General features: G+C 58.9%; 1 protein-coding gene. It reads left to right on the top strand.

Annotation, left to right across the window (positions count from 1 at the left end; genetic code table 11):
* Window positions 1-6: 6 nt before the first annotated feature.
* On the top strand, window positions 7-704 hold a 698-nt coding region (locus N5096_RS16085; protein ID WP_267665797.1), incomplete at its 3' end, for a transposase.

Raw genomic sequence — 704 nt, forward strand, 5'->3', positions numbered from 1 at the left:
CCTGACATGGAGATCGATATCCTCGACTTCATCGAGCAGTGTCGTCACCTAGCTAAACAAGCGTTGGGGAAGCATGCGGGCGAGCCCGCCAGCGGCGGGTTCGCCCGCTGGGTTCATGTCGTTCTCCACTGTTTTCGGGTCGAAGAGACCCACAGCTACCGTGAAACGCCGAATCGGCTGCAGTACATGGCTGAAGTTCGTGACGCTCTCGGCTTAGCTCGGGACGACCTTCCTGATCACACGACGATCTACAAGTCGTTTGATCGGCTGAAAATGTGGGTATGGCGGGCGCTGCTGCGCGTTTCCGCGCAGCAGCACCCGCAGTCTGGCCACGCCGCTCTCGACAGCACGTTCTTCGATCGCCGACGTGCGTCATCGTACTTTCGTCAGCGGGCCGGACGGACGATACAGACGCTGAAAGTGACGACATTGACTGATGTGGAATCGCTTGCTGTGCTTGATGTTCACATCGCAGCTCGATGGAAGCATGATACGAAGACCGGACCGCAGGTCGTCCGCCGAAACGCGGACGACCTGCAGTCCGTCGCTGCCGACAACGGCTTCCAAGACTGGCACACTGAGTACGAAATCGCCGCATATGACGTTGAGTACCTCGTTCATTACCGCGGCTCGTCAGCGAACGCAGCCGCGAACAACGCGCTCAACCGAGCAAATGGCTACTCTCAGCGGTGGATGGCCGAAAC

The organism is Halorubrum yunnanense (genome assembly GCF_026586675.1).
In the GTDB taxonomy this organism is placed as follows: domain Archaea; phylum Halobacteriota; class Halobacteria; order Halobacteriales; family Haloferacaceae; genus Halorubrum; species Halorubrum yunnanense.